Origin of the sequence: Paracraurococcus lichenis (assembly GCF_030657435.1) — a bacterium.
GTDB lineage: Bacteria > Pseudomonadota > Alphaproteobacteria > Acetobacterales > Acetobacteraceae > Paracraurococcus > Paracraurococcus lichenis.
The window spans coordinates 1-4,878 of the sequence record NZ_JAUTWS010000187.1 but is presented as its reverse complement, the minus strand read 5'-3'; the positions used below and the strand labels follow the sequence as shown (position 1 = coordinate 4,878).

General features: G+C 70.8%; 6 protein-coding genes. 3 read left to right on the top strand and 3 right to left on the bottom strand.

Going from position 1 to position 4,878, the window contains the following annotated elements; all coding sequences use genetic code 11:
• Positions 1-67: 67 nt before the first annotated feature.
• On the bottom strand, positions 68-1,030 hold the full coding sequence (locus Q7A36_RS38350) for a sensor histidine kinase (RefSeq protein WP_305109056.1): 963 nt from the start codon (positions 1,028-1,030) through the stop codon (positions 68-70).
• 229 nt (positions 1,031-1,259) lie between these two features.
• Here Q7A36_RS38350 and Q7A36_RS38345 point away from each other — a divergent pair, with 229 nt between their 5' ends.
• Positions 1,260-1,700, top strand: a complete 441-nt coding sequence (locus Q7A36_RS38345) for a hypothetical protein (protein ID WP_305109055.1) — start codon at positions 1,260-1,262, stop codon at positions 1,698-1,700.
• A 331-nt stretch (positions 1,701-2,031) separates the two neighbouring features.
• Here Q7A36_RS38345 and Q7A36_RS38340 read toward each other — a convergent pair whose 3' ends face one another.
• Both Q7A36_RS38340 and Q7A36_RS38335 read right to left on the bottom strand, forming a co-directional pair.
• On the bottom strand, positions 2,032-2,190 hold the full coding sequence (locus Q7A36_RS38340; protein WP_305109054.1) for a hypothetical protein: 159 nt from the start codon (positions 2,188-2,190) through the stop codon (positions 2,032-2,034).
• Between the two features lie 261 nt (positions 2,191-2,451).
• A complete protein-coding gene (locus Q7A36_RS38335) occupies positions 2,452-2,658 on the bottom strand; it encodes a hypothetical protein (RefSeq protein ID WP_305109053.1) in 207 nt (68 codons plus the stop codon).
• A gap of 786 nt (positions 2,659-3,444) precedes the next feature.
• Here Q7A36_RS38335 and Q7A36_RS38330 point away from each other — a divergent pair.
• A complete protein-coding gene (locus Q7A36_RS38330) occupies positions 3,445-3,714 on the top strand; it encodes an acyl-CoA thioesterase (protein ID WP_370655795.1) in 270 nt (89 codons plus the stop codon).
• 624 nt (positions 3,715-4,338) lie between these two features.
• On the top strand, positions 4,339-4,878 hold a 540-nt coding region (locus Q7A36_RS38325; RefSeq protein ID WP_305109052.1), incomplete at its 3' end, for a patatin-like phospholipase family protein.

The following is a 4,878-nucleotide window of genomic DNA, read 5'->3' as shown; positions in this document are numbered from 1 at the left end:
ACCTCCGGTTGCGGTGATTTCTACCGCAGCCGTCTGTCTCATCGAACCGTGCCGCACCCCATCCCAGTCAGGCGCGCGCGAACTCGATCGCCAGCGTCGTGCCCGGCCTGACCCCGACCTGGAGGGTTCCCCCGAGTTGGCCCGCGAGGGCCTGCATGATGTGCATGCCCAGCCGCTGCCCCGCGGGGGCCGGGGTCGGCGCCGGATCGATCCCCGGTCCGTCGTCGCGCATAGTCAGCAGCAGGCGCCCGCCCGCCTGCTCGCGCAGCTCCACCTCGAAGAGCGTGCCCCGCTCGGGACGGAAGACGTGCTTGAGCGCGTTGCTCGCCGCTTCAGTGACGAGCAGGACCACCGCGGTCATCTGCTGCATGGGCAGCGGCCCCGGGCGGATGTCGAGCCGGACATCCACCGGCACGCCCTGGAACAGGTCGGCGAGCACGTCGCGCAGCACCGGCTCCAGCCCGTGCGCGTAGGTGGCCGGGTCCTGCAGGCGCCGGTGCAGGCGCGCCATGGCCGCGATGCGGGCCGCGGCCTGCTCCAGCACCTCGGCGGCGGATGCGTCCGCGACGTCGCGCCGCGCCAGCCGCAGCATGGAGGCGACGAACTGCATGTTGTTGCCGACCCGGTGCTGCAGTTCGTGGAACAGCGCCTCCTGCGTTCTTCTGGCGACCTCCAGGCGGCGGATTACCTCGACCAGCGCCGCGACGAGCAGGACGTCGAGGCCGCCAACCAGGAGGAAGCCGAGCAGGGAGGCGACGGTCTCGGGCCCGCTCAGCTCGAAGGACCAGAAGGGCGGCAGGAAGAAGTACCAGGCCGCCAGCGCCGAGAGGCCCAGCACGAGCGCGCCCGGGCGCCAGCCGCAGAGCAGCGTGCTGCCGACGATGGCCGGGAAGAAGGTCAGGAAGGGGATGGAGGCGAGCAGGTCACCGAGCGCGAAGCGTGCGCCGAGGCTGGCCGCGAACAGGGCCAGCGAGACGGCCCAGCACCGTGCCGCCAGGCCCCTCCGGGTCAGGCTCGAGAGGTGGCTCACCCAGGCCAAGGCGACGCCCTTCCCCGCTCTCACATGCCCGCACAGCGGCGTAGCCGTGGACGGGTCCGTAACATAAGCCGCCCGGGCCGTTGCGGCCACAGCCGATGTGCCGCCCGAAGACGCGTTTGTGCGTCGCACACATTGTGAGCGGGGACAACCGCGGAACGGTTGAGACCGCCCCGGCCCGCGCCGGTATGTCTACCGCACTGCAGCATGACAGGGGAGCACGATGGCCAGCATCCAGCCACCCCCGCCGACCCCTGGCTGGGTCGAGATCGGACGGGCCTCGCCCGAGGCCGCCGCCACTTGGACGGTGTGGACGACGCTCCTCCCGGAAGGCGGCGCACTCTACCGCATCCTCGTCCTTGCCGACGGCTTCGCCTCGGTGACGGTTGAACTGCAGCCGCGGCACCCCGCCGCGACGCGCAGCCTGCACAAGGGAAGCCGACGTCTGCCCGATACGCAGGAGCAAGAGGAGGCGCTCCGCCCCCTCCTGGCCGCGGCGGATGTGGCGGTGGCCACCGCGCTCGCCCGGACCGGCGGCGCGGACCAGACCCGCTCCGGCCGGAGCGCCAGGACCGCGCCGGCGGAAGACGACCGGCTCCCTGCTGGGGACAGCGCCCCCGCCGCCGAGAGGCGCCAGTCCGAGGCACGGTTGGAGGGACCGTAGGCCGTCCCTTCCATGCCGCTCGGCCCGGGCACGTCGGAGATGCCGCGCCAGGGTCGCGTCGGGTGGCCCCTGAAGGGAAGAGGCGCAGCCCGCTGGGGGCGACACGAATTATGCGGCGCAGCAAGGCGGCGTCTCCGTCGCCCTGCTGCATTCTTGGACGTTTCCTCCCTAAACTCGGCGGCGGTCGCCCAGCGGGCGTCGCCTTCCTTTTGCCTGCGGGAGGCAGACGCAACCTATGCCGTTGGGAACGGGCGGCACCAGCCTCTTTCCCGGTCGGCTCGGCTTCGGGCCATCACCCGCGGACGGCTGCCCGCCTTCTCCGGCCCAACCTTCAGTCCAGCGCCAGCGCTTCATCCTCCCAGGTGCCGCGTCGGGAGGCGACCACCTCAAGAGTTCCGTCCGGCGCCCAGGCGATCCTGAGCATCCGGTCGTCGGTCCAGACATCGAGGCCGTAGAGGAGCGGAGGCGGTCGGTGCCCCCGAGACCGCATCGGCTCGGGCGGCTCAGAGAACTGCGATGCTCGCGCAGGCAGTGGGCCAATGGAGCCCCGCAGCACGCAGCGGAATGGGCCCGTCTCCCAGGTCGTGAGGCGCAGCGGCCCCGATTCGCCCCCTGGCCGTACCGGTGCCGCTGGCCCCTCCACTAGACGAGCGGGACAAGGTGGTCCCCGAGCGCGGCCGCTCGGCCGCGGTGGATGCCCGGACCCTCGACAAGCGATCCGGCCGTGTCCATGGCCGGAACGCCTTCAACCTTAGGAGCCGATGAACGCCTTCGGCGAGAGGTCCGTCGAGCGGCGTCGCAGCTCCGCCGTCCATGCGCCTGCGCCGATGACACTCGCCAACCCGGCGACAGCCCAGACAGCGGGCTGGATCAGGGCGGCGATGACGAGGGTCAGGACGGCGGCAGGGATGCCGTTGACGAGCCAGAAGGTGAGCGTTCGGGGTGGGTCGAAGAACATCGCGTAAGTCCCGGTCTTTTTTTTGCTGCAATGCAGCATTCTGGACGGGCGCCCGGGACGGCTTCAACCCTGCCGCTCCCGTTTGTTTGCCCCGCCAAACCGGAATTGCACCCAATCTGGGCGATGTTTGATTAAGATAAAGGCTGAAATCTGCGCACTCAGGCTGTGAGCACCAAAAATAGGCAAATCACGCCTTGTTCGCCGGTCCCCTGAACGGCACCTTGCGCACGGGAAGGGGCTGTTCCCTTCCCGCCGTGTGACTGGCGTTTCCTCCCTAAACTCGGGCCGCCTGACGAGGGCGGCCCCTCATTTTCGGACAGCCCGTCGTGCGTTGGCCCCGCAGCCGGGCGTGGAAACCTCGCCGGCTACGGCCACCTCCGTTCCATCTGCCCCGCCGAGCGTGCGGCAGAGCACGACCGTGCGTGCCGCTGTAACCTTTTTGCCCGGGTTGCAGAAGAATGCCGCTCGGAGTTCACATTCGAGATTAGCTTTATTTTGCGGTGCATCATAAATTCGGTACCACGTTCATCTGCGGGGAGGGCGTCGCCGATCAGGGAGACTGCCGCATGCCCACCTACGCTCCGTCCACCGCCGACCTGCTATCCGCGCCTGGAGCACCGCCCGCCACGCCGGAGGCGCCCCGGGGCGAGCTCGCCGCCCGGACGCTCGCCATGCCCGCCGACACCAACCCGGCGGGCGACATCTCCGGCGGCTGGATCATGGCGCAGATGGACGCCGCCGCCGGGATCACCGCGACCCCGTCGGCTGCAGGGCCGGACGGTCACCTTGGCCGTCACCGACATGGCCTTCCTCCAGCCGGTGAAGGTCGGCGACGTGGTGTGCTGCTACACCGACCGCTTGCGGGTGGGACGGACCTCGCTGACCCTGCACGTCGAGGTCTGGGTGCTGCGCCAGGGCCGCGGCGAGCGGGTGAACGTCACCTCGGCCGAGTTCACCTTCGTCGCCCTGGATGACGACGGTAGGCCCTGCCCGATCCCGCGTGACGACACGGCGCCCAAGGACCGCCCCGCCGCGCTCCAGCCGGAGGCAGTCTGATGACCTGCGGCGAGGAGAGCGACGGCGCGTGCCGCTGGGCGATAGTTGAGGTGTGGCTGCACGAGCCGGAGGTGGTCAGCGGAGACACGCCGCGCGGCCCGCCTCGCTTCCGTAGCGGGACAAGGGAGGTCGCCCACGCCGCCCCGCGATGCGCTGCCGGGACAGCCTCACCGCGGCATCCGCCTCCCTCACGGCTCTGATGTCCTGGGCTGAGTAATCGGGCAGTGATGAACCAGCCGTGAATGGAATTGTGCGCTGCAGCATTTAACTAAGACGAAGAGTGTGGGGAGGAACAGCAAAGGGTTCCTCCATGCCGATACTTGCTTCCTTGCTCGCCGTGCTGGCCGTCGTGGGCGTCCGACTCGCCCTGGAGCGGTCCAAATTCATCCAAGAACACGCGAAGACCCTTCCGCGACTGCCGCTTGGCCTATGAGGCCCGCGGCGGCGCCGCGACCCAGAGCGCCGTGTCGATCTGCGCCCGGGCGCGCCCTTCACCCGCATCAGCGGCTCGGACCGCCCCGGCATGCCCGCCGGGGATGGCCGCCGCGCGCCCTGGATGCAGAGGATCCGATGAACACTGTTCCGCTTGATGTCCCCGCCCGACCCCTCCCAGGCGCTCCGACCGTGGCCGCACGTCCGGTGACGCTTGCCCTGCAGGGCGGCGGCGCGCTCGGGGCCTTCTCCTGGGGCGTGCTGGACCGCCTGCTCGAGGAGCCGCGGCTCCGCATCGCGGTGGCCAGCGGCGCCAGCGCCGGGGCGATGAACGCGGCCATGCTCGTCCAGGGCCTCGCCACCGGCGGCCCGGCCGAGGCCAGGCGCCTGCTCGAGGCGCTCTGGCGCCGCGTCGCCGTCGCCTCGGGCTCGCCCGACCTCGACGGCGCCACCTGGCTCCGGCCGTTCCTGGGCCTCCTCCGCCCCATGAACGACGCGCTCCGGCACGCCGCCAACGAACTGCCGCCGTCGCGGCTCGCTCCGCTCGGCCCTAACCCGCTGCGGCGGGTGCTGGACGGGCTCCTCGACCCGTACGTCTTCGGCCGGGACGGCGCGCCAACGCTGGTCGTCTCGGCGACGCGGGTGAGCACCGGCGAGGCGCGGCTGTTCTGGGACGCGGAGGTCACGGCCGACGTCCTGCTGGCCTCCGCCTGCCTGCCGCAGATCTTCCCG

What these genes read in the sequence shown, in the direction of transcription:
- Q7A36_RS38340 (WP_305109054.1), bottom strand. Translation starts at nt 2,190, where the DNA reads ATGCGGTCTCGGGGGCACCGACCGCCTCCGCTCCTCTACGGCCTCGAT.
- Q7A36_RS38345 (WP_305109055.1), top strand. Translation starts at nt 1,260, where the DNA reads ATGGCCAGCATCCAGCCACCCCCGCCGACCCCTGGCTGGGTCGAGATC.
- Q7A36_RS38335 (WP_305109053.1), bottom strand. Translation starts at nt 2,658, where the DNA reads ATGTTCTTCGACCCACCCCGAACGCTCACCTTCTGGCTCGTCAACGGC.